The organism is Marinobacter pelagius (genome assembly GCF_900114925.1).
GTDB classification, from domain to species: domain Bacteria; phylum Pseudomonadota; class Gammaproteobacteria; order Pseudomonadales; family Oleiphilaceae; genus Marinobacter; species Marinobacter pelagius.
Map to the genome: position 1 here is coordinate 436,850 of NZ_FOUR01000001.1, position 19,801 is coordinate 456,650.

18 protein-coding genes are annotated in these 19,801 nt (G+C 58.1%); 8 read left to right on the forward strand and 10 right to left on the reverse strand.

The window, feature by feature from the left end; all coding sequences use genetic code 11:
* Positions 1–2 precede the first annotated feature (2 nt).
* From rbbA to BM254_RS01985, 6 genes are all read right to left on the reverse strand, one after another.
* The gene (rbbA, locus tag BM254_RS01960; RefSeq protein ID WP_091998031.1) at positions 3–2,735 is read right to left on the reverse strand and encodes a ribosome-associated ATPase/putative transporter RbbA; all 2,733 of its coding nucleotides are present in this window, start codon (positions 2,733–2,735) and stop codon (positions 3–5) included.
* Complete coding sequence (locus BM254_RS01965; RefSeq protein ID WP_091998033.1) at positions 2,728–3,729, reverse strand: HlyD family secretion protein; 1,002 nt, start codon at positions 3,727–3,729, stop codon at positions 2,728–2,730. The genes rbbA and BM254_RS01965 overlap by 8 nt, the downstream gene beginning before the upstream one ends.
* A gap of 157 nt (positions 3,730–3,886) precedes the next feature.
* Entirely contained in the window at positions 3,887–4,795 is a 909-nt protein-coding gene (gene arcC, locus BM254_RS01970) for a carbamate kinase (protein WP_091998035.1), read from the reverse strand.
* A 1-nt stretch (position 4,796) separates the two neighbouring features.
* Positions 4,797–5,798, reverse strand: a complete 1,002-nt coding sequence (locus tag BM254_RS01975; protein WP_091998037.1) for an ornithine carbamoyltransferase — start codon at positions 5,796–5,798, stop codon at positions 4,797–4,799.
* An 18-nt stretch (positions 5,799–5,816) separates the two neighbouring features.
* On the reverse strand, positions 5,817–7,046 hold the full coding sequence (locus BM254_RS01980) for an arginine deiminase (protein WP_091998039.1): 1,230 nt from the start codon (positions 7,044–7,046) through the stop codon (positions 5,817–5,819).
* Positions 7,047–7,070: 24 nt separating this feature from the next.
* Positions 7,071–8,519, reverse strand: a complete 1,449-nt coding sequence (locus BM254_RS01985; protein ID WP_091998041.1) for a YfcC family protein — start codon at positions 8,517–8,519, stop codon at positions 7,071–7,073.
* Between the two features lie 604 nt (positions 8,520–9,123).
* Here BM254_RS01985 and BM254_RS17720 point away from each other — a divergent pair.
* Complete coding sequence (locus BM254_RS17720) at positions 9,124–9,327, forward strand: hypothetical protein (protein WP_175497177.1); 204 nt, start codon at positions 9,124–9,126, stop codon at positions 9,325–9,327.
* On the opposite strand, the gene BM254_RS01990 is transcribed toward BM254_RS17720, so the two are convergent.
* Positions 9,254–9,985 (reverse strand): HNH endonuclease family protein, encoded by a 732-nt coding sequence (locus BM254_RS01990; protein ID WP_091999123.1) that lies wholly within the window; start codon positions 9,983–9,985, stop codon positions 9,254–9,256. The genes BM254_RS17720 and BM254_RS01990 overlap by 74 nt on opposite strands.
* A 218-nt stretch (positions 9,986–10,203) precedes the next feature.
* Between BM254_RS01990 and BM254_RS01995 the strand changes: the two genes are divergently transcribed.
* Positions 10,204–10,464: an acyl-CoA-binding protein gene (locus tag BM254_RS01995; protein ID WP_091998043.1), complete on the forward strand. Its 261-nt coding sequence runs from the start codon at positions 10,204–10,206 to the stop codon at positions 10,462–10,464.
* A 98-nt stretch (positions 10,465–10,562) separates the two neighbouring features.
* On the opposite strand, the gene BM254_RS02000 is transcribed toward BM254_RS01995, so the two are convergent.
* On the reverse strand, positions 10,563–11,741 hold the full coding sequence (locus BM254_RS02000) for a DesA family fatty acid desaturase (RefSeq protein WP_091998045.1): 1,179 nt from the start codon (positions 11,739–11,741) through the stop codon (positions 10,563–10,565).
* Positions 11,742–11,959: 218 nt separating this feature from the next.
* On the opposite strand from BM254_RS02000, the gene mutM reads away from it, so the two are divergent.
* The 6 genes from mutM to BM254_RS02030 all read left to right on the forward strand — a co-directional run bounded on the left by mutM (position 11,960) and on the right by BM254_RS02030 (position 17,131).
* Positions 11,960–12,772 (forward strand): bifunctional DNA-formamidopyrimidine glycosylase/DNA-(apurinic or apyrimidinic site) lyase, encoded by an 813-nt coding sequence (mutM, locus tag BM254_RS02005; RefSeq protein ID WP_091998047.1) that lies wholly within the window; start codon positions 11,960–11,962, stop codon positions 12,770–12,772.
* Between the two features lie 170 nt (positions 12,773–12,942).
* Positions 12,943–13,275: a hypothetical protein gene (locus BM254_RS02010; protein ID WP_091998049.1), complete on the forward strand. Its 333-nt coding sequence runs from the start codon at positions 12,943–12,945 to the stop codon at positions 13,273–13,275.
* A gap of 84 nt (positions 13,276–13,359) precedes the next feature.
* Positions 13,360–14,049: a GMP/IMP nucleotidase gene (gene yrfG / locus BM254_RS02015; protein WP_091998050.1), complete on the forward strand. Its 690-nt coding sequence runs from the start codon at positions 13,360–13,362 to the stop codon at positions 14,047–14,049.
* Between the two features lie 41 nt (positions 14,050–14,090).
* Positions 14,091–14,498, forward strand: a complete 408-nt coding sequence (hslR, locus tag BM254_RS02020; protein WP_091998052.1) for a ribosome-associated heat shock protein Hsp15 — start codon at positions 14,091–14,093, stop codon at positions 14,496–14,498.
* Between the two features lie 68 nt (positions 14,499–14,566).
* Positions 14,567–15,421, forward strand: a complete 855-nt coding sequence (gene hslO / locus BM254_RS02025) for an Hsp33 family molecular chaperone HslO (protein ID WP_091998054.1) — start codon at positions 14,567–14,569, stop codon at positions 15,419–15,421.
* Positions 15,422–15,595: 174 nt separating this feature from the next.
* The gene (locus tag BM254_RS02030) at positions 15,596–17,131 is read left to right on the forward strand and encodes a phosphoenolpyruvate carboxykinase (protein WP_091998055.1); all 1,536 of its coding nucleotides are present in this window, start codon (positions 15,596–15,598) and stop codon (positions 17,129–17,131) included.
* A 116-nt stretch (positions 17,132–17,247) separates the two neighbouring features.
* On the opposite strand, the gene BM254_RS02035 is transcribed toward BM254_RS02030, so the two are convergent.
* Together BM254_RS02035 and BM254_RS02040 are read right to left on the reverse strand one after the other, a co-directional pair.
* Positions 17,248–17,610 (reverse strand): group I truncated hemoglobin, encoded by a 363-nt coding sequence (locus BM254_RS02035; protein ID WP_175497186.1) that lies wholly within the window; start codon positions 17,608–17,610, stop codon positions 17,248–17,250.
* 125 nt (positions 17,611–17,735) lie between these two features.
* A complete protein-coding gene (locus BM254_RS02040; protein WP_091998059.1) occupies positions 17,736–19,799 on the reverse strand; it encodes a TRAP transporter large permease subunit in 2,064 nt (687 codons plus the stop codon).
* Between the last annotated feature and the right edge of the window lie 2 nt (positions 19,800–19,801).

Consider the following 19,801-nt stretch of genomic DNA (forward strand, 5'->3'; position numbering starts at 1 on the left):
CGCTAGCGCCCCTGTTTCTTGAGCAGCATGACCGATAACAACGTCAACACCGGAATGAAGGCCGCCAGGTATAGTAACGTCTGCTGAAGGTCGCTGAAGGAAAGCCCCTTGGTAAAGACCCCGCGACTGACCTGAAGGAACCAGGTTGCAGGCCAGAACTCACCAATGAGCGCGCCCACGCCTTCCTGAGAGGAGACCGGCTCAGTCAGGCCTGAGAACTGTACGGTGGGCAAGAGGGTAATGATCGCGGTTGCGGCAAGTGCTGCAATCTGGGTGGAGGCAAACGCCGAAATTACCTGACCCAGTCCGGTGGTGACCACTACGTACAAGAGGGCGCCAAGTGAGAGTGTCCATAATCCCCCTTTGAGCGGCACTTCAAATATCCAAACCGCCAGCATAACCAGGCTGACATAACTGATCATACTGAAAGCGATGTATGGAAGCTGCTTACCCAACAGGAATTCAAGACGCGTTACCGGCGTGACGTACAGGTTGGTGATCGATCCCAGCTCTTTTTCCCGGACGATACCCAGAGCCATCAGGATGGAAGGAATAAAAATAAGCAGTATCGGGATAACTGCGGGCACCATCGCATCCAGGCTTCGGAAATCCTGATTGTACCGATACCGGTCTTCAATCGAGACGAGGCTGAGTGTCGGAACTGTTCCGTAGGTACGAAATACCAGATCCGCCAGGTAGTTGTAGTGGATTCCCTCAACATAACCGGCAATGGTCTCTCCCCGGAACGGCATGGCACCATCAACCCAGACGCCAATTTCTGTGTCTCTTCCCCGCTTCAGATCCTTGCCATAGCCCGGGGGGATCAAGAGAGCGAGGCTAAGCTCTCCAGACTGCATCCGCTGGTTTAATTCGGACATGTCCCTGATGGGCGGACGCTCGATAAAATACCGGGATCCGGAGAATGCAGTGGCATAATCCCGGCTTTGCGGGGTCTGATCCTGGTCGAGGACCGCAAAGGACAGATCTTCGACATCAAGGGTAATACCATAGCCGAGGATCAGCATCAGCAGGGCCGAGCCAATAAAGGCAAACGCCATACGGATCGGGTCCCTGATCAGTTCCCGTGCTTCACGGTGTCCATAGGCCCACAATCTTCGGGCACTGAACCAACGGTATTCGGGCTCACCTCCATGATCATCGGTAAGTACAGCACCATTGCCGATGTCTTCGTCTCCAGTGGCGGTCTCGAGAGTGCGCATGAATGCCCCTTCGAGGTTTTTTTCACCTGCTTCCCGGATCAGCACCTCCGGCTTGTCTGACGCCAGCACCTCACCGGCGTGCATCAGTGAGATCCGGTCACACCGCTCACCCTCGTTCATAAAATGGGTAGAAATAAAAATCGTCACCCCATCCTCGCGGGACAGTCGGAACAGCAGGGCCCAGAACTGGTTCCGCGCGCCAGGGTCAACCCCCGACGTTGGTTCGTCGAGAATCAGTAATTCAGGCCGATGTACAACAGCCACGGCCAGTGAAAGCCTCTGGCGAACCCCCAGTGGCAGATGACTTGCCAGCTGATCCATTACCTCGGCCAGCCCGAACTCCTGCGCCAGCTCATCGACCCGGACACTGACCTGCTCTGCCGGCAGGTGGAACAAACGGGCGTGCAGTTCGAGATTCTGCCTCACCGTCAGTTCGCCATACAGGGAGAACCCCTGCGACATATAGCCAACGCGTTGCCTTGTGCTCAGGTCCCTGGCATCCAGTGGCTTTCCAAAGAGCAAAACATCACCCTCGGAAGGAGGCAATAGCCCGGTCAACATCTTCATGGTCGTGGTTTTGCCACAGCCATTAGAGCCAAGGAAGCCGAATATCTCCCCTCTGGAAATCGATAAACTGACGTCTTTTACCGCCGTAAAATCGCCGAACCGCAAGGTCAGATGATTTGCTTCGATTGCCGGAAGGTTGTCTCCCGTCTGCGACGCCGTTTTGGGCGCCTTCTCCTCTCTTTTTTCGGTGCTGGTCGTGGAGGCTGAGCCTGAGGACAGAGCGATAAAGGCTTCATCCAGCGTTCGGGTGTTGGTCTGTGTACGCAACTCCAGGGGCGAGCCAGTCGCCAGGATGGCACCGTCATCCATAGCGGCTAACCAGTCATACCGTTCCGCTTCTTCCATGTAGGCTGTGGCAACCAGGACACTCATGCCCGGTTGCTGGGCGCGGATTCTATCGATCAGGTCCCAGAATCGGGCCCGGGACAGTGGATCAACACCAGTGGTGGGTTCGTCGAGAATCAGAAGATCAGGGTTATGGATCAGGGCACAACAAAGGCCAAGCTTCTGCTTCATGCCTCCCGATAACTTACCGGCCGGCCTGTCCCTGAATGGAAGTAAACCGGTGGCCTCCAGCAGCCGATGAACCTGTTGCTCCCGTCGCACACCCCTCAGCCCGAAGAGATCGGCGAAGAAACCAATATTCTCATCGACAGTCAGGGTGTGATAAAGGTTGCCTCCCAACCCCTGGGGCATGTAGGCAATGCGCGGCGCGAGCCGGCTTCGAAACTGCTGACTCGCCATATCTCCGCCAAGCACATCCAATGAGCCGGCTTGCAGTTTCCGCGCACCGGCGACCAGCCCGAGAAGAGTGGATTTCCCCGCGCCATCCGGTCCAATGAGGCCCACCATGCAACCGGCAGGCATCTCAATGTGGATGTCAGTGAGTGCCTTACATCCACCGTAAACGTGGCTAACGCCCTCCAGGCGAGCAACCGTGTCAGTCATTGGGCAAAGTTACCTGCAAATGGACTGGCCAGCCTTGGCTTTCGTCGAGCAAGACATAGGCGACACCCGGGACCCCGGTCTTGACCCGATCACGGTAGGCATTCAACAGGTCCGCATCAATGCGGATCCGGATCCGAAACATTAACTTCTCACGTTCGCTCCGGGTCTCTACGGATTTCGGCGTGAATTGGGCTTCTGCGGCAACAAAGCTTACTTCCGCCGGGATCACATAGTCTGGCAGAGCATCAAGTATAATCCGCGCCTCCGACCCAACCCTAACTTTGCCCGCCTGCGATGTTGGCAGGAAAATGGTCATGTAGACATCGGTCACATCCAGCACTGTAGCAACTTTTCCACCGGCTGCGAGAACCTCGCCAGGCTCTGCCAACCGATACAGCACACGCCCACCCACCGGGCTCTCCAGGTGACTGTCATCGATGGTTGTCTCGATTCCACGAATGCTGGCTTGCGCGGCCTCAATACCCGCACTGGCAGAAGCAACCTGTACCCTGGCAGCTTGCAAAGCAGCGGCGGCTGTCTCGGCCTTAGTTTGTGCCTGATCAAATTGTTCCCGGGAAACATGGCCTTTTTCCATGAGGCTCTCGAAGCGAGCCAATTCCGCCCGGGCCAACCGTTGTTCGCTCTCCCGTTGGGTTACGACAGCCTTAGCCAGCCGCTTGCTCTCCTGCGCCTGCATGAGGTTTGCCTTGGCTGCGGCCAACCGCGCTTCCAGTTCATCGGTATCCATCTTTGCTACCGGATGGCCCTTCTCAATCAAGTCGCCTTCCGCCACAAAGAAGCTTTGCAGTCGGCCTGGTATCCGGGTCGCAATATCGACTTCCGTGGCTTCGATTCGCCCATTGCCGGAGGCAATATGCCCGGACAGTTCGGCATCGTCTGTCATGACCCGCCAGACGATAGCCGCAAGGATGACAATCACAATACTCAGTGCAACAAGGCTTTTAGGGCCGAAAGGGGCTTTTGAGTCGGGCATGAGTTTTCCTAGATATAGAGATTTCAGAATACGGAATCTGGTAACAAATTAAATGGAGAAACGTGGCACCTCCTCCAATCAGCCCAATCCTTGCGTAACAAGCATCATATCGAAAAGCAGAGGAAATAGACCAACCGTATGCGGTTCAACATCCACGTTACCTTGCCGACACGCGCGTACCCGCCAAGCCGTCAAGGATGGCCACCGCGTCCTGCAACCGGCCAATGCCGCTAATCCCGGCAGATTGGGCAAAATCGCAGGCGGCGTGCAGCTTGGGGCCCATGGACCCGGCCGGCATATCCATCGATCTCGCCTCGGACACTGCCAGTTCGGAAATCGGCGTCGACTGGTCCGTGCCGAAATCCCGGTAGACAGCCTCGACATCGGTCAGCAGTAACAACGCGTCCGCCTTCAACTGCCTCGCCAGTAGTGCGCTTGCGGCATCCTTGTCGATAACCGCTTCAATGCCAACCATGCTGCCATCGTCCCTGCGCAGCACGGGTATTCCTCCACCCCCGGCACACACCACGACCACGCCCTGATCGAGCAGTAACTTCAGTACGCGCATGTCCGGTATTTCCAGGGGCTTCGGAGAAGGCACCACCCGGCGCCACTTGTCACCGTCCGGCGCAACACTCCAGCCCGCAACGGTCGCACGACGCTCTGCCTCTTCGCGGTCATAGACCGGCCCCACAAACTTGGTCGGCTTTTCAAAAGCCGGGTCCTTCGGATCCACCACCACCTGGGTCAGCAGGGTTGCGACCGGCCGGTCATGTTCCAGAGCGTTCTCCAGCTCCTGTTCGATCATATAGCCGATCATGCCCTCGGTTTCCGCACCCAGGACATCCAGCGGGTAGGCCTCATCCGGTTTATAGGAGGCGCCCTGCAAAGCCAGCAACCCCACCTGTGGCCCATTACCATGGGTGACCACAAGATCGTGGCCGGCCCGGACAACCGCTGCCAGCGATCGGGCCGCAATCTGCACATTGTTGCGCTGGACCTCCGCAGTGAGCGGCTCCCCGCGTTTCAGGAGGGCATTACCACCCAACGCTGCCACAACCAGCATGTCAGCCTCCCAGGGTCGCCACGAGGACGGCCTTGATGGTGTGCATGCGGTTCTCGGCCTGATCGAAAACAATCGAAGCGGGGCTTTCGAACACCTCTTCAGTCACCTCCATGGCGTCAATGCCATAGGTTTCCTGAATCTCCTTTCCCACCACGGTTTCGGTGTTGTGAAAGGCCGGCAGACAGTGCATGAACCGAGCACGTGGATTGCCGGTTTTGGCCATCAGGGCCGCGTTGACCTGGTAAGGCATCAGCAATTTGATGCGCTCGGCCCACTTTTCCTTCGGCTCACCCATCGAGACCCAGACATCGGTATACACGAAATCGACCCCGGCCACGGCGGTGTCGACGTCATCGGTAATGGTGATGCGAGCTCCGGTTTCAGCCGCCAGCGCCCGGGCCTCCTCCTGCACGGCCTGATTGGGCCAGCAGGCCTTCGGTGCGCACAAGCGCACGTCCATACCCATCTTGGCGCCGCCGATCAGCAGGCTGTCGCCCATATTGTTGGCGGCATCGCCGATGAACACGTAAGCCACATCCCGCAGCGGCTTTTCCACATGCTCCTGCATGGTCAGGAAATCCGCCAGTATCTGGGTGGGATGGAACTCGTTGGTGAGTCCATTGTAGACCGGCACGCCGGCGTACTGCGCCAGTTCCTCCACAACGGCTTGTCCAAACCCCCGGTACTCGATGGCATCGTAGACCCGGCCAAGCACCCGGGCGGTGTCTTTCACCGATTCCTTGTGGCCGATGTGAGTTCCGGTCGGCCCCAGGTAGGTGACCCGCGCCCCCTGGTCGAAGGCGGCCACTTCAAATCCAACCCTGGTTCGCGTGGAGTTTTTCTCGAAGATCAGTGCAATGTCTTTGCCTTCGAGCTTGGGCACTTCGGTGCCAGCATACTTGGCGGTCTTGAGATCCGAGGACAACTTCAGCAAAAAGCCAATTTCCCTGGGGCTAAAATCCCTCAGGGTAAGGAAGTGTCGGTTCTTGAGATTGAATGCCATAACGGTTGTCCTTTCCAGTTAAACGGGATCACGCATCGTTGGACAGCTCATACAGCGGCCACCACCGCGGCCACGCCCAAGTTCTGCTCCCGGTATTGCCAACACTTCGATGCCTGCCGCCTCCAGTGCGGCGTTGGTATCGTCGTTGCGATCATAGCCAATGACGACTCCCGGGCTTAGCGCCAGTACGTTGTTGCCATCGTTCCACTGCTCACGCTCTCGCTCCGCCGGGTCATTACCGCCGGTGGGAACGATCTCCAGTTGCTTGTAACCCAGTACGTCCGCAACTACTTCGAACAATGGACGTGGATCCTGACGAAAAGCGAGATGTTTCTTGCCCTCTCCGGGGCGCAGGTCATAACAGACCATTTCATCGGCCACTTCCTTGAACGTAGTGACCACATTGCCGCCGCAGAATGTAAAGACGGTATCCAGATGCATGGCTGAACGGGATTTGGGTATCTGGCAGGCAACCACCCGCTCGGCTGTGCCACTTTCAAAGAGCGACTTGGCCAGCTGCCCGATGGCCTGAGGGGACGAGCGTTCGCCCATGCCCACCAGCACGGCACCATTACCCACCGGCATGACATCCCCACCCTCCAGGGAAGCAAGACCGTGATCTTTCAGCGGGTCGCCCCAGTGCACATTGACCTTGCCGGCGAATTTGGGGTGGAACTTGTAGATACCGGCCATAAGCAGGGTTTCAGGCTTCCGCGCCGGCCAGTACATGGGGTTCAGGGTGACGCCACCATAGATCCAGGCGCTGTTATCGCGGGTGAACAGGAAGTTTGGCAGCGGTGGCAATACGAAGCCGTAATGACCGAGATGGTTGCCAAACAGACCCACCGGATCAAACGGCAGATCCGCCACTTCAAGGCCGCCGATAAGAAACTCTGCCAGCTTGGTCCCCGGCAGTTCGTCCATCCAGGCACGCAGATCCGAAACCATCCCGACACCGATTTCGTTCCAGGTAATGCGATGATCCAGTATCCATTTGCGCGCCTTCCCAATATCCAGCGTCTCCGCCAGCAATTCGTTGACGTCCAGTACTTCAACGCCCCTGGCACGCATGAGGCCGGAAAACACGTCGTGGTCTTTCTGGGCCTGCTTGACCCAGAACACGTCATCAAACAACAGCGCATCGCAATTGGAGGGCGTCAGGCGCCGGTGCGCGAGGCCCGGGCGGCAGACAATAACCTGGCGTAGCGCGCCGGTTTCCGAGTGAACACCCAGTGTCGGTTCAGACATGGCAATCTCCTTTTTACCAGGGAATCAGATAAGAGTACCGATGCTGATAATCAGACTTATGAACACTGTCAGAATCAGCAACAATGGCCAGATAAAAGCAATCCACCGATCATAGGACACCCGTCCGATCGCCAGACCACCAACCACCACGGCAAAGGTCGGGTTGATCAGATTTACCAGGCCATTGGCGGATTGATAGGCGGTAACCACCAGATCACGGCCAACGTTGGCAAAATCGCCCAGCGGCGCAAGGATCGGCATCGACAACACCGCCAGACCGGAAGACGATGGCACAAAGAAGCTCATACCAACTTCAATCCAGAACATCAGGTTGATGAAGGCAAGCTCGGGCAGTCCGCCCAGCGACGTCTCCGCGCTGTGAAGAATCGTGTCGGCGATCATGCCCTGATCCATTATGACAACGATGCCACGGGCCAGCCCAACCACCAGGGCAACACCCAACAGATCCCGGGCACCATCAACAAAACTACCGGTGAGCTTTTTCTCGCCCAGACGGGCAACCAGGCCGATGACAATGGCAGCGCCAAAGAACAGAGCACCCATGCGCGCCATCCACCAGCCCTGGGAGGATACACCCCAGATCATGACGGCGAACGTCAGGGCGAATATGACCAGCGCGATGACCTGAGTGGTATTGAGAGTCGCATCTTCGAATCCTTCCTCATGACCTTTCAGGAACAACTTACGATGCGCATCCCACTGTTTGGCGACAACCGACCGCGATGGATCCTGCTTGACCCTGTGGGCGTAGCGCATCACATACGCGGCGCAGATAATCAGTCCTCCGACCAGAAGCACGAACCGGAGCACGATGCCGTCCGTAAACGGAATGTTCGCAGCATTGGCCGCAATTACGGTAGCAAACGGGTTTATGGTCGAGCCCAGAACACCAATTCCGGCGCCAACAAGAATAATGGCAACACCCGTTACAGCGTCGTAGCCGGCAGCGATCATCACCGGGATAAGAATTGCGTAGAACGCCAGGGTCTCCTCGGCCATGCCGTAGGTCGTGCCACCAATGGCGAACAATGTCATCAGGATGGGTATCATCCAGATTTCATGGCCCTTTAGATGCCGCATCGCGCTGCGAATACCGGTGTCTATGGCACCCGTGGCATTCATCACGCCAAGAAAGCCGCCTAGGAAGAGCACAAACAGGGCAACATCAATGGCGTTGGCGACATAGCTGTCGGGATCGTAGAAACCTGCCGTCGGCGCCAGCATCACTTCAACAAAGCCCTGAGGATTCGGGTCAACAGTTTGGTAGGTCCCGGGCACGGCCACTTCTCGCCCGACCTCTTCATTCATTACACGCTCATACTGCCCCGCCGGGATAATCCAAGTCAGCGCGGCTACCAGAATAATCAGGCCAAAAAGAATGGTGTAGGCAGTGGGAAATCGTGAAGCAAGGTCGTTCTCAGGATTTTCTGGCAATTTTTCGTCTTCAGTCACGATGCGTCTCCTATCCTTATTCGCATTGTGTAGACTTGCTCCCCGGGGACCCAAGTAGACGGACACACCCCTATTGGCGATGAGTCAATTATCTAGGTCGGCATGCCTACGACATCATAGTAATCGTAGACACGTTACCGAAATAAGGCACTTACAGAGTTGAGATAGGACATTTTCTGACGAATTCGAACTAAAGCCGGTCGGCTCTTTCAATTTAGACCCGCATCATAGGGCGAATTTTCAATCCATTTCAAAGGGATACTAGCTGCCTTTCCACTATTCTGCGAACCCGGGCGCTGTCAAAAGCTTGCGCGCGGCTTATCTGTGCACATTTCTGCAAGTTAAATCCAGGGGGCTAAAAAGGTCTTTTCTAAAACAAGGAGTAACAAGTTTGGCTTGTGAAAAGTGCGCAGCACTGTGCAAATAAAGCTGCAAACATTTTGCGGAATCCAAGTATCCCTCATTACGCCCATAAATTCTACAAGCATCTTTGCCGACCCAAGGCCCTCACAGGAACTCTGTTTTGAACCCATTCCTTAGCTCCAAAAAGGATGGGTTTTCAGGCTTGAGCCAGAGAAACTAGCTCGGATTGAATGCGAGGCGAATGTCCGCTTTTGTTTATTATCTTGCGCTACTAATTGCGACTAAAACCCGTATAGAAACGATTTCAGCTGTGCTGACGCTGGCCCAGTCCGACCGTTTGTGCGCTGGACACCCTGGCAAGCCAGCGATCATCAGCGGCACTCTTCCAGAAAGTTCTTTAGCCATCCGCGTTCACGCGTTGTTAGTTGGAGATCATACTGTTTGACCACTCTCGAAAAACGGGCGACGTACTGGCACTGACCGGACGGCGGCAGCCACTGATCCGGTCCCTTAGCGCCCTTACTGCGGTTCAGGCCCGCCTCGACTGGCCACAGGTTCACGGGGTCATTAGCAAAGCGCTCCCGTTTTTCATCACTCCAATCGTCGGCACCATGCGCCCAAGACCAGGCCAGCGGTACCACGTGGTCAATGTCAATATCACTAGAATTTTGGATAACATTGCCTGTAAAAGGACTGATCCACCTACCGGTAACTACGCGACATTCTCGGTTCGAGGCGAATCGTACTCGTGTTGTAGAGCTGGCAACGAGGGCTTCAGCACGACTATCTCGACAATCACCATCCCTGTCATCCCAACCTCGACCAAAACGTGTTCGCCGATAGCCAGAATTCAGCATTCCCGCTTCGTTCGTATTGGATTCCCCGGTTACGTGCATCCCATTTTTTGGAAACCTTCCCCCAGAGGCTATGCAACTCTCTAAACTAGGGTAAGGATCGAAGTGCTCCGTTCTTTCGTACCAACGGCTACTTGGAGGGTGACAAATCCCCGATTCGGATTTCTTGATCGGTTGGCCGGCTGCAACGGGCAAGGAGATCAGTAGCGCCGCCAATAGTGAAACTAATGTGGAAATCAGGAACTTCATGAAGAAAGCTTCGGTGTAAAGAACTAGTTTCTTGAGATGTAACTCTATCAAAGCACTATATAAAAAACGCTCGAATTCTTTCCGAGGCGCAGAGCAGTGGAACCGATGGCTCCTTTAGCAACCGCCACAGCCAATTCAGTCAATGACGCCCATTTACCCTCTGTCTATACTCCCAGCATCCACCCCAGGACAGAACGATCAACACCAAGGAGAATCCCATGAGTGACCTGAAAGCCAAGTTCGACGAAGCGGTGAACTACATCCAGACCGCCGAAGGCGATTTCAAGCCGTCCAACGAGATGAAGCTGGAGTTCTATGCCCTGTACAAGCAGGCCACCGAGGGCGATGTTTCCGGTAAGCGTCCGGGCATGATGGATTTTGTCGGCCGGGCCAAGTACGACGCCTGGGACAAGCTCAAGGGCATGTCGAAGGACGATGCGATGCAGCAGTACGTGGACAAGCTGGAGGCGCTGAAGTAAGGAGAGGAAACAGGGGTCAGATGAAAGCGTTCATCAGACCCCGGGAAAGTGGGGTCGGAGGAAAGTTTTCTTCCGACCCCTTTTTTATTGATGCCCGCTCAGGCCGCCGGCCGCAGCGAGTAGGCCCGAAGGTGCGCGGCGAACTCTTCGAGGTAACGGATGCCGCTGGCTTCCGCCTCCTTGCACCAGTCCATCAGCGCCTGCAGTTTTTCCTGGGGCTTGAGGCCGCGCTGGCGCCACAGGGCCTGGAGTTCGTGACTCTTTTCGTAGATCTGCCTGAGGATCTCGTGCCGCTCCAGCACGGTATCCAGGTGCTCTTTCTCCCGCGGATGGATCAGCGTGGCTTCCCGTGACAGCAGGCGCTTGAGCTTGCGGTAGCGCGGGCGGATTTCATCATCCATCAGCGCCTTCTGCTGGCGCAGGACCGGCTCCATCACCCGCTTGCGGTACTGGCGCATGATGTCGAAGCGGTTGTTGGCAATAGCCATCACGGTTTCCACATCCACGTCCTGCTTGCCCGGCACGTAATGGGCGATGGGGCGGTAACCCTTGGGTTTGGCCAGGCCGAACAGCTGGAACAGGCGGATGTAGCCCCAGCCAATGTCCACCTCGTACCAGCGCCGGGACAGCTTGGAGGAGTTCGGGTAGGTGTGATGGTTGTTGTGCAGCTCCTCACCGCCGATCAGGATACCGAACGGGGAGATGTTGCGGGCATTGTCCGCGCACTCGAAGTTGCGGTAGCCCAGGTAATGCCCGATGCCATTGACCACGCCGGCTGCCCAGACCGGGATCCAGAGCATCTGCACTGCCCAGATCCAGATACCGTGCACGCCGAACAGCATCAGATTGAGCGCTGCCATGATGACGATGCCCAGATGCTTGTGCGGGGTATAGATCTTGCGCTCAATCCAGTCTTCCGGGGTGCGCTGGCCATAGCGTTGCAGGGTTTCCGGGGTAGCTGCCTCGGCGTAGAGTTCGGCGCCTTCAAGGAGCACTTTCCGGATGCCCAGAACCACCGGGCTGTGGGGGTCTTCCTCGGTTTCACACTTGGCGTGGTGCTTGCGATGGATCGCCGTCCACTCCTTGGTGTTCTGGGCGGTGGTCAGCCACAGCCAGAACCGGAAAAAATGCGCCAGCGCCGGATGCAGATCCAGCGAGTTATGGGCGGAATGGCGGTGTAGATAAAGCGTCACGCTTACGATGGTGACGTGCGTCAGGGCCAGGGCAACCAGGATCAGTTGCGGCACCGAGAGGTCAAGGAGACCGTTGAACCACATAGTATTTCCTCAAAATCAGATCGGCGGCTTGCAGCCGTTCGGCGGGCGATACATCGGGGTATTTCGCAAACACTCGAAGGGGCAACAAACCAACACCCCAACTTTAGCGTACAGGTGTTCGCTGCAACAACCGAATTTGGCCGAAAATTTGTTACTGATTACACTTGTCTGCCCTGTTTGGTAACCATGCCCGCTGCAGACCACCGGAGATCGCCCGCGTGCCCGAATTACCCGAAGTTGAAACCACCCGCCAGGGCATTGCGCCCCACTGCGAAGGCCAGACCATCACCGATGTTGTCGTGCGCAATGGCAGGCTGCGCTGGCCGGTTCCGGAGGATCTGCCCGAACGACTGAGAGGCCAGATAATCCGCAGCGTGGACCGGCGCGCCAAGTACCTTTTTATCAACCTCGATGGCGGCACGGTGATTGTGCATCTGGGTATGTCCGGGAGCCTGCGGGTCATCATCGACAACGCCCCGCCCCAGAGCCATGACCACATTGACCTGACGCTTGCCTCCGGCGTGACCCTGCGTTTCAACGATCCCCGCCGCTTCGGCTGTTGGCTCTGGACCGAAACCGCCGCCAGCCACCCGCTGATCGCGAATCTGGGCCCGGAGCCGCTGTCACCGGAATTCAACGGCCCGCTGCTGTTCCGGCTGTCCCGGGGAAAGCAGACGCCGGTGAAGTCCTTCATCATGGACAACCACGTGGTGGTGGGCGTGGGCAACATCTACGCCAATGAGGCCCTGTTCAAGGCCGGCATCCACCCCAAACGCAAGGCCGGCCGGATCAGCCTGGACCGCTACCACCGGCTCGCCGAAGCGATCCGGGAGACCCTGAGCGCCGCGATCCTGATGGGCGGCACCACCCTGCGGGACTTTGTGAACAGTGATGGCAAGCCCGGCTATTTTGCCCAGTCCCTGCTGGTCTATGGCCGGGGCGGTGAAGCCTGCAAGGAATGCGCCGCCACCCTCAAGGAGATCCGCATGAACAACCGCTCCACGGTCTATTGCCCGAAATGCCAGCGCTGAGCACATTTTGCAACGAAAAATCGTTTGAAAATGCGCAAATATGATTCATAGTTAACAGAGGATTAATGCTCACGGTCTACAATAGGGTCGTTCTTTAAATGTCCGGCCCTCACGCTGATATTGCCAAAACCGAGCATCTACAGGGCCGACAAAGTTCAGGAGACAGTACAATGACCCGCAAGATTTCCCGCACACTCATGGCCACCCTGGCAGCCTGCCTGATGGCTTTCTCATCCGTTGGCCATGCCCAGGCCGTGGATGAGACACCGTCTGCACTGGCCATGACCGGAGACGCGCTCTTTGTTCGCCCTGCCCTGCTGGCCACCACCATTATCGGCAGCGCGGTTTATCTGGTATCCCTGCCGTTCTCCGCGCTCGGCGGCAACGCCGGTGAAGCCGGCGAAGTCCTGGTGGTAGGCCCGGCCAAGGCCACTTTCGTACGCTGCCTCGGCTGCACCCGCACCGGCAAGAAACCGGAAACAGTGGAACAGTCAGACAACTGATCCCCACAAATCCGTACTTTTCCGGCTTGTCTTGGCCGGTATTCTCCGGCAGCCTGAAGAAAATCTCTTCAGGCTGTTTTGTTTATGGTGGATTGGTCTTCCGTTGAGACGGTGTTCCTCGATATGGACGGAACCCTGCTCGACCTGCACTTCGACAATCACTTCTGGCTCGAGCATCTGCCCCGGCGCTATGCCGAGCAGTTCGACCTGCACCAGCAGCAGGCCAAAGACACCCTGATCCCCATGATCATGGCCGAGCGGGGCTCCCTGAACTGGTACTGCACCGATTACTGGAGCGAGAAACTGTCCGTTGATATTACCGGGCTCAAGGCCGAAGTGGGTGACCGCATCGGTTATCGTCCCCACGTCACGGATTTTCTCGAAGCCCTGAAGGCCGCCGGGTTGCGTTCGGTGATCGTGACCAACTGCCACCCCGATCCGCTGGCCCTGAAGCTGGAGCGCACCGGGCTTGATCGCTATGTGGACAGCATCGTTTCCAGCCACGACCTGGGCAAGCCCAAAGAGGATCCCCTGTTCTGGCAGGACCTGAAGTCAGTAACTCCTTACACCGCTCCGAGCACCCTGATGGTGGACGACAGCTTCCCCGTGCTTGAAAGCGCCCGGACTGCGGGCATCGGCCAATGCCTGGCCATCCTGGCGCCGGACAGCCGGCAGCCGGCGCGGGAACGGCACCCGGAGATCCCCAGCATCCATCATTTCAACGAAGTCCTGCCCGCACTTCGGCAACGCCAACCCCTGCCATCGAACCGGTGAGCCGGTTATAATTCGACCATACGCTCATCAGGTGAGGAGACATGACGGCGACCAACGCTGACGACCAGAAGGTACGACTCGACAAATGGCTCTGGGCTGCCCGCTTCTACAAGACGCGTTCCCTGGCCAAGGAAGCCATCGAGGGCGGCAAGGTTCATTACAACAACCAGCGCAGCAAGCCCGGCAAGATTGTCGAAACCGGCGCCAAGGTGACCCTGCGTCTGGGCTGGCAGGAAAAGGTGGTGATCATTGACGACATCAGTGACCGCCGCCGGGGTGCACCCGAGGCCCAGAAGCTCTATCACGAGACCGAAGACAGCGTGAAACGTCGCGAGGATCTCGCCTGGCAGCGTAAAACCATGCAGGCGGCCCAGCTACCTCCCGCGCGCCGGCCCAACAAGAAGGACCGCCGGGATATCCGGCGCTTCCGCGAACAGCACGGTATCTGAGTCCCGCTCCGGCGGGACCGACCAACCCTTTACCCCGATTCCAGTATTCAATTTCCAGGAGACAGACCATGGCATCCCGTGACCAGTTCCAACGCTTTATTTTCGAGCACAGCCAGGTGCGGGGTGCCTGGGTCCAGCTGGGCGAGAGTTTTCGGGAAATCGGCAGCCAGGCGCCCTACCCGGATTCCGTGCGCGAGCTGCTGGGCGAATCACTGGTTGCCAGTGTTCTGATGAGTTCTTCCCTGAAATTCGAGGGTACCCTGTCACTGCAGGCCCAGGGCGACGGCCCGATCAGCACGCTCATGGCCGAGTGCAGCCACGACCGCCACATCCGCGGGCTGGCCCGGTTTGACGAGCATTCCATCCGTGAAGAGGATTTCGAGGCCCTGCTGGGCCAGGGGCGCATGGCCATCACCATCACCCCGGCCCAGGGTCAGCGCTACCAGGGCGTCGTGCCCCGTGAGGAAAACAGCCTGGCCGGCTGCCTGGAAGAGTACTTCGAGCGCTCCGAACAGCTTGCCACCAGTCTGTTCCTGTTCGCCGACGAGAACGGTGCCGCCGGCCTGATGCTTCAGCGTCTGCCGGGCCATACCGAGGAGGACGACGAGCTGTGGGAACGGGTCAATCACCTGGCCCGCACGGTCGAGGCCGACGAACTGCTCAAACTGGACAGCGAGACCCTGCTGTACCGGCTGTTCAATGAGGAGACAGTGCGCCTGTTTGACCCGGAACCGGTGGCTTTCCGGTGCAGCTGTTCCCGGGAGCGGACCCTTGGCGCCCTGGAAGCCATCGGCAAGGAAGAGTGCTACAGCATTCTGGACGAGCAGGGCTCGATCGAGATGGATTGCCAGTTCTGTCATTCTCACTATCGCTTCGATAGAAATGACATTGATCACCTTTTCACCGGTCATACGTTACACTAACCGCGGACTTATATTTGCCCGGAAGCCCCAGCTGGCGCGGCTTTCAGGGCAGTCGTTTTTTACCGGCGTCTCTGGCATAATAGCGCGCCTGAATTGACCCGATTGCTCAGATTTCCGTCAATTTTGGGGGGACGGCCTGGGCAATCACGAAGACATCCCGAGGGCGAGGTCGAAGTGAGCAACACTTATACTGATCTGAGTACAGCACGACTGGTCGAGCTGGCACTGGCACGTAACGAAGGCCAGCTGGCTTGCAACGGTTCACTGGTGGTTAAAACCGGTGATCGTACGGGCCGGTCTCCTATGGACCGCTTTATCGTCGAGGAGCCCAGCACCGCTGACGACATCCAGTGGGGGCCGATCAACCGTCCGTTCGACGCTGACAAGTTCGACGCCCTGTGGGATCGCGTTGAAGCCTACATCGCGGAAAAGGACCAGTTCGTAGCCCACGTGCACGTCGGCTCCGATCCCGAGCATTACCTGCCGGTGAAGATGGTCACCGAGACCGCCTGGCAGAACCTGTTCGGCCAGAACCTGTTTATCCGCCCGGACAGCTACAACCAGGCCGACAAGCAGGAATGGCAGATCCTCAACGCCGCCAACTTCGAGTGTGTGCCCGAGCGTGACGGCACCAACTCCGATGGCTGTGTAATCCTCAACTTTGCCAAGCGCAAGGTGCTTCTGGCGGGCATGCACTACGCCGGCGAGATGAAGAAGGCGATGTTCTCCGTGCAGAACTTCCTGCTGCCCGAGAAAGACGTGCTGCCGATGCACTGCTCCGCCAACGTCAGCGAGACTGGCGAAACCTGCCTGTTCTTCGGCCTGTCCGGCACGGGCAAGACCACCCTGTCCGCCGATCCGCACCGCTACCTGATCGGTGACGACGAGCACGGCTGGGGCACCGGTACCGTATTCAACATCGAAGGCGGGTGCTACGCCAAGTGCATCGACCTGAGCCAGAAAAACGAACCGATCATCTGGGACGCCATCCGTTTCGGCGCCATCGTTGAAAACGTGATGATCGACGAGGAAACCCGCGTACCGGATTACACCGACGTGTCCCTCACCGAAAACTCCCGTTGCGCCTACCCGCTGGAGCACGTGGAGAAGCGCGTGATCGAGAACCGTGCCGGCGAGCCGTCCCACATCGTGTTCCTGACCTGCGACATGACCGGCGTACTGCCGCCCGTGTCCATCCTGAACCGTGAAGCGGCGGCTTACCACTTCCTGAGCGGCTACACCGCCCTGGTGGGTTCCACCGAGATGGGCTCTTCTTCCAAGCTGAAGTCCACCTTCTCCACCTGTTTCGGCGCACCGTTCTTCCCGCGTCCGGCCGGCGTCTACGCCGAGCTGCTGATGAAGCGCATGGACGAGTTCGGCAGCAAGGTATTTCTGGTCAACACCGGCTGGACCGGTGGTCCCTACGGCGAAGGCAGCCGTTTCAGCATCCCGACCACCCGTGCCATCATCGCCGCAATCCAGAATGGCGACCTGGACGACGTGGAAACCGAGCACCTGGACGCCCTGAATCTGGACGTTCCCAAGCACGTGCCGGGTGTCGATACCGAACTGCTGAACCCGCGCCAAACCTGGGTCAGCCCGGACTATTACGACGGCAAGGCCCAGGAACTGATTGCCCAGTTCGTTGAGAACTTCAAGAAGTTCGACGTGGCCGACTCCATCGTCGAGGCCGGCCCGAAGCTGAGCTGAGTTTTGAAATGAAAAAGGGGTCAGAAGAAAGCATTCTTCTGACCCCGACTTAAGGCGCCAAATTCGCGGTATAAAAAAGGGGTCAGATGAAAGCTTTCATCTGACCCCTTTTTCGTTCAGACCGCCACTACCTGGGATCTGAGGCCATACAACGCGTAGAGCACTTCCTCCCGCTCACGCTGACCAATACCATTCTTCTCCAGCGCCAGCAGGGCGTCATCAAGTACGGCCATGAATTCCGAGGGAGAAATATTCATACCACGGTGGGCCGCCAACATATCCTTGCCCTGATAGGCATCTGACGGGCCACCCGTTGCGCTGACGAAAAACGTCGCCGCCGCATGCTTGAGCTTCGGCAAATCAATATCAGCAAATCGGACGCCAACCACTTTGTTGACCGCATGGTTATCGACCACATCGTTGGCAATCCGGGTAATGCCATCCACACCACCGAGTCTGTTGAACAGTGATTCTGTCACGGGAACCTCCTCGCGCATAACGCGCTTGACCCAATGCCACAGAGGCATCGGTAGGTTATTTCGAGGGGTGCCCTACCAATTATAGCTCCTTTCAGCCTGACCAACCTCGTCAGGAAGCAATCTAATCAAGCGTAAAACAACAGTGGCACGAACGACACCACCAGCAATGAGATCCCCATGGCAATCAGCGGCAGGATGATCCGCTCGTGGCGCTGGTAGAAGGTACCGGTTTCCTGCTGGGCGGCCATCACCTCGGCCTCGCCCACCACCTGCCGGGTCAGCAGATGGTTGAGCGCCACCGGCGGACTCAGATAGCCGAGTTCAAAGGCCACCAGGGTGACCATCCAGAAGTGGACAGGGTGAATGCCGCTGGCATAGGCAATGCCGGCCACGGTGGCGGTCACCAGGATGACGGCGCCGAAGGCATCCATGATCATGCCCAGGATGACCAGGATCACCACCATCAGCAGCATTGCTGACCAGGCACTGTCGAAAGCCTGGGGAAAGCTCTGCATGATGTGGGAGCGCTCGATCACACCGCCGATGCTGACCGAGAGCCCGAGTAGTAGCAGCAGCGCGCCAATTTCCGCCGTGGTATCGTTGGTCGCCCCCCGAACGCTGCGCTCCAGGCCCTGGTGATTGATCTCGCCGGAGGCCCTGCCCCTGCGGTTCTTCAGGCTGACATGCTCATACACCAGAATGGCCAGCATGATCACCGGCAACAGCCGGGGTGCCGAGAACTCGTCCATGGTCACATCCAGGGCAAACCGGTAGAACATGACCACCACCGAAATCACCAGAACATAGGGAATCAGTGGCTTAAGCGCCTGGATCATGGCCGGGAACGCCACTGAAGAGGGCGCAAGATCAAACCGGCTCTGGCGGTTGACCGACAGCGCCACCAGCGTGAACATCGCAGCGGTAAGCAGGAACACCCAGATACCCCAGCCGAACAGTTCATCGGTGGTCACTTCCCGGTTCAGGTAGGCGATCACCACGACCAGCAGGCACGGCCTCAGCACCACCCCCAGGGAACCGGACATGGCGGTCGCGGCCAGGGCCAGTTGCCGCCGGGCCCCGGCGGCACGGAGCTCGCTGTAGATCACCGCGCCGGCGGCGATTACAAAGATCCCCGAGGCACCGGTGTAAGCGGTGGGTACGGCCGCCACCAGGACAGCCACCACCGCCAGCATTTCCGGTGGCATGTGCCAGGGCCGGAACACGTTGAACACCAGGGTAGCCAGGCGGGTCTGCTTGAGCATCATGCCCACCCAGACATACAACCCGACGTTCAGGAACATGTCCGCCAGCTCCATCATCTTGCCCAGGTAGATGCCAATGCCCGAGGAGTGGCCGATCAGGGCAAAATAGGTGCCGGAGATCAGGCACATGACGGTATAGAGCGGCACCGCCAGGAACGCCTTGTTCAGACTGCCGCCCTCCTGGAGATTCTCGGGTACCCGGAACAGACGGTAGAGACTGGCCAGGGTCAGGCAGGCAAAGCCGGCGATCCAGAGGTTGTGCAGCAGCAGTTCCTCACCGGAGACCGAGGTGTCCGAGCCAAGACTGGACTGGCGGAAGATCACGCTGGAACCCAGCAACATGGCATTGGCAATGGTTTGCAGGGTGTGGGATACCGTGTAGTCCAGGCGGGTTTCCATGGCCCGCATGGCAATGTGGTGGCGGGTCAGGGTGGCGGTCACCGCGCACAGCATGACCAGTATCACCAGGATGTAGCGCTGCGATTCCAGGCCCAGGGCGATGACGTCTGCAACAAACAGCTCCACCGCCCGGTATGCCTTGACCCCCGGCGTCAGGTTGTCTTTCAGGTTCTGGTAATCCTGATGGGCGGCCTTGCAGTCCGCGACCGACCGTTCGATCGACAGGCGCACCTCGTCCGGATCTTTCTCTTCCGCCCCGAGTAACGCCGCCATCGGATCGTCGCTGTCCGGCTCCTGTGCCATCTCGGCGGCAACGGCGTCTTCGATATCGCGGTCCGGATCGCACTCCGGTGCCACCGGATCCATCCGGAGCTTGTAATAACCACTCCACAACTGCTCACCGGTCTGCAGCATCCGGTTGTGGATGTCACTGCTGGTGGAGAACAGCACCACCGCCAGCAACAGCAAGCAGGCCGGCAGCGACGAAAACCACTCCAGTCCGGTACGACGAAAACCAGCCTTGGTCATAA

Bases quoted from the DNA above. Each gene is read 5' to 3' on its own strand.
- rbbA (WP_091998031.1), bottom strand. From the start codon at position 2,735: ATGACTGACACGGTTGCTCGCCTGGAGGGCGTTAGCCACGTTTACGGT.
- BM254_RS01965 (WP_091998033.1), bottom strand. From the start codon at position 3,729: ATGCCCGACTCAAAAGCCCCTTTCGGCCCTAAAAGCCTTGTTGCACTG.
- arcC (WP_091998035.1), bottom strand. From the start codon at position 4,795: ATGCTGGTTGTGGCAGCGTTGGGTGGTAATGCCCTCCTGAAACGCGGG.
- BM254_RS01975 (WP_091998037.1), bottom strand. From the start codon at position 5,798: ATGGCATTCAATCTCAAGAACCGACACTTCCTTACCCTGAGGGATTTT.
- BM254_RS01980 (WP_091998039.1), bottom strand. From the start codon at position 7,046: ATGTCTGAACCGACACTGGGTGTTCACTCGGAAACCGGCGCGCTACGC.
- BM254_RS17720 (WP_175497177.1), top strand. From the start codon at position 9,124: ATGTCCGCTTTTGTTTATTATCTTGCGCTACTAATTGCGACTAAAACC.
- BM254_RS01990 (WP_091999123.1), bottom strand. From the start codon at position 9,985: ATGAAGTTCCTGATTTCCACATTAGTTTCACTATTGGCGGCGCTACTG.
- BM254_RS01995 (WP_091998043.1), top strand. From the start codon at position 10,204: ATGAGTGACCTGAAAGCCAAGTTCGACGAAGCGGTGAACTACATCCAG.
- BM254_RS02000 (WP_091998045.1), bottom strand. From the start codon at position 11,741: ATGTGGTTCAACGGTCTCCTTGACCTCTCGGTGCCGCAACTGATCCTG.
- BM254_RS02010 (WP_091998049.1), top strand. From the start codon at position 12,943: ATGACCCGCAAGATTTCCCGCACACTCATGGCCACCCTGGCAGCCTGC.
- yrfG (WP_091998050.1), top strand. From the start codon at position 13,360: ATGGTGGATTGGTCTTCCGTTGAGACGGTGTTCCTCGATATGGACGGA.
- hslR (WP_091998052.1), top strand. From the start codon at position 14,091: ATGACGGCGACCAACGCTGACGACCAGAAGGTACGACTCGACAAATGG.
- hslO (WP_091998054.1), top strand. From the start codon at position 14,567: ATGGCATCCCGTGACCAGTTCCAACGCTTTATTTTCGAGCACAGCCAG.
- BM254_RS02040 (WP_091998059.1), bottom strand. From the start codon at position 19,799: ATGACCAAGGCTGGTTTTCGTCGTACCGGACTGGAGTGGTTTTCGTCG.